The organism is Pseudomonadota bacterium, from assembly GCA_018817425.1.
GTDB lineage: Bacteria > Desulfobacterota > Desulfobacteria > Desulfobacterales > RPRI01 > RPRI01.
Genome location: JAHITX010000032.1, coordinates 1 through 2,710 on the forward strand (window position 1 = coordinate 1; position 2,710 = coordinate 2,710).

A 2,710-nucleotide genomic window follows, 5' to 3' on the forward strand; every position below is an offset into this window, starting at 1 on the left:
AAGCTCCTGGCGCAACTGCTCTGGTTGATGTTTCCATCCAGGAAGACTGGCTATGGTACTATTTGGGCGTATTAGCAACAGTTACAGTTTCAGGGGAGGCCGTAAGATGAATATCAAAACTACACTTGTAACAATTCTCTTATCAGCATTCGTTTTTGGGTGTGCAGGTACACCGGTTCATTTTTCTGACGCACCATTAGATAAATTAGATTTATCACGAGGACGAAAGGTAACCGCCAAAGCGGCAGGCATTCATCTTTTTAGTCTTATTCCTATCGGCATAAATGAAAGACATCTTGATGCTTATGAAAAACTTCAAATTGAAGCCGGAAATGATTACTTAACAAATATCTATATCCAGGATTCATGGAGCTGGGTTGTAATCGGCCATAAGTATTCGACAACTTTAACAGCAGATGCTTATCCCGAAAAATCAAACCAACTTTCGGAAGTCATGTCCGGTAAGGCTCTTACTGATAAGCTAAATAAGTTGAAGATATTACGTGAAAGTAACACCATATCAGAAATAGAATATGAGCAGGCAAAGCAACGCGTTTTAAATAATATCGAATAAATTGAGATGTGGTTTATCATGTTCGCAAAAATCAAAATACTAATGATTGTATTATTATTTTTTTCTGTTGCTGTGTCAGCCAATGCTGACTTCTCAGACAATTTTGACAGCGAGAGTTATACCAGTGCCCATTGGGACGTATTACTTGATTCGTGGGATCATATTGCTCTGGGTAGTCCTGACCTCGGTTATCATGGCATCAACAATACCCCCGGGAATCCAGCTGCTGCATCCTTTGCTAATAACCAACAATATTATTCACAGGCAAATCTCTCAGTACAAAGCCTTTTGCGACTTGACGGTAATGAAGCAGAGAAAAAGAACACCAGCTCCGGATTTATTTTCATTTCCGGTTCTGTGCCATCATCAGATTATCGTGAATATACTGTCTTGCTGGAAATAGACTATAACAATGATCCAAACAATCCTGACCGTAAATTGAATGTGTGGAGCAATTCAATTACGCCCAGCGGTGAAACCGAAACACTAGTAGGTTCCATTCCAGTCGGTATTACATTTAATAGGTTTTATAGTCTCCAAGTATTGACAGATTCTGATGGCGACATTGATGTCAAACTATATGATGCCGTTTCGACTTCGTATTTGGGAGGTTTGTCGGGTGTAAGTCTCGTCACACCGATTAATTCTGGCATGATTGGGATCGCAGCAATCGATGAAGCAACATTTAACAATTTTGCTCTTACCGGAACTGCTGTACCCATACCTGGAGCAGTTTGGCTCCTCGGTTCCGGATTGGTTGGGTTGATTGGGATCAGGAGAAAAATCAACAACTAGCTTTGTCATAAATTTTAAATATTGCAAATAGAATGATGGGATTAAGATCAAACCTTGACTTGTGATTTAGGAAAATAGAAAAAACAGGTGCCACATCTTGCATAGTGAATAGCGACTTAATATATTAATATTATTGGTAATAAACGATAAGAGCTGACTTTTCTTATTTTCTTTCACCGTAGCTCATCAAGGGTAAGAGATGGGGCCACCCATTAAAGGGTTCGTCAAGAGAAAAAACACCCCCCTATTAAAAAGATGGCCTCTTTTTTAAATGTCAGTATAATAACTTGTTCCGCTGAATCGGCCTGCTGGACGCAAATATAAATGAAGGAGAAGTAAGAAATGAATGTGAAAAGAGTTATTTTATTTTTTTTAGTTTTAGTTAGCTTGTACGCAAATGCGAATGCTGCAATTGTTCAATACGATGAATCTGTTAGCGGAGATATTAATAGTGATACTTTCAATCTTGGATTAGGGATTAACACTATATCAGGAAACGCTTCGGTTGGTCAGGTTAGAGATCTAGATGCTTTCCGTTTTAATATTGCGGAAGGCGAAGTTTTAAGTTCATTTTCGTTAAGTTATTCGAATACAATTTCTAATGTTTATGAATCCTACTGGGGAATAGGTCATAAAATTGACTCACTAACGAATGGAAGAGTGACAGTTGCTAATATGGAATGGCATACTCTTTACTATGTTGCGGGCGGCCCTTACCCAGTAAGTTCGTCTCCTATAAGTTATTTTGTTGATATTTTGCCTATTGGGGAAGGTAATTATGAATTAGGTGTGGGAGAGACTTTAATATCAATAGACAACCCAGGAGGCTCTTTTGACTACACTCTTTCCCTGGAAGTAACTGAAGCCCCAATATCATCAGTACCAATTCCTGAATCGGTTTGGTTATTTGGTCCCGGGTTCACGGGTCTTATAGGATTGAGAAGAAAGAAAAAATCTGCCATTTAACAAAGTTAATTGCGGCACTATTCCGCATAGCCTGATTGACTCTGAGCTTTTCGGACATGAAAAAGGCGCTTTTACAGGAGCTTTATTTCAGAAGCGCGGCAGGTTTGAGCGGGCGCATAAAGGTAAATGCTGCTGATTGAAATCAGATAACTTCCGCTTGAGGCACAAACAAGACTTCTTCGGGTTTTGCAGGATAAGCAAATAGAACGGGTTGGCGGCACCGCAGCCGTATCTGTAGATGTCAGGATTATAGCTGCTACAAACAGAGATTTAAAAAATATGGTTGTTACAAAGCAATTCAGGGAAGATCTCTGGTTCAGGTTAAATGTTTATCCGATAAAAATACCTCCTTTGCGTGAAAGAAGAAATGATATT

At 39.2% G+C, this 2,710-nt stretch carries 3 protein-coding genes and 1 pseudogene; all 4 read left to right on the top strand.

Going from position 1 to position 2,710, the window contains the following annotated elements:
- The first annotated feature begins 106 nt into the window (after nucleotides 1-106).
- The 4 genes and pseudogenes from KKC46_06605 (at nucleotide 107) to KKC46_06620 (ending at nucleotide 2,710) form a co-directional block, all read left to right on the top strand.
- A complete protein-coding gene (locus KKC46_06605; GenBank protein MBU1053484.1) occupies nucleotides 107-574 on the top strand; it encodes an SHOCT domain-containing protein in 468 nt (155 codons plus the stop codon).
- Nucleotides 575-592: 18 nt separating this feature from the next.
- Nucleotides 593-1,369, top strand: coding sequence for a VPLPA-CTERM sorting domain-containing protein (locus tag KKC46_06610; GenBank protein ID MBU1053485.1), 777 nt, complete (start codon nucleotides 593-595; stop codon nucleotides 1,367-1,369).
- 342 nt (nucleotides 1,370-1,711) lie between these two features.
- Entirely contained in the window at nucleotides 1,712-2,335 is a 624-nt protein-coding gene (locus tag KKC46_06615; GenBank protein ID MBU1053486.1) for a VPLPA-CTERM sorting domain-containing protein, read from the top strand.
- Nucleotides 2,325-2,710, top strand: a pseudogene (locus KKC46_06620) (sigma-54 factor interaction domain-containing protein). The gene KKC46_06615 and the pseudogene KKC46_06620 overlap by 11 nt, the downstream one beginning before the upstream one ends.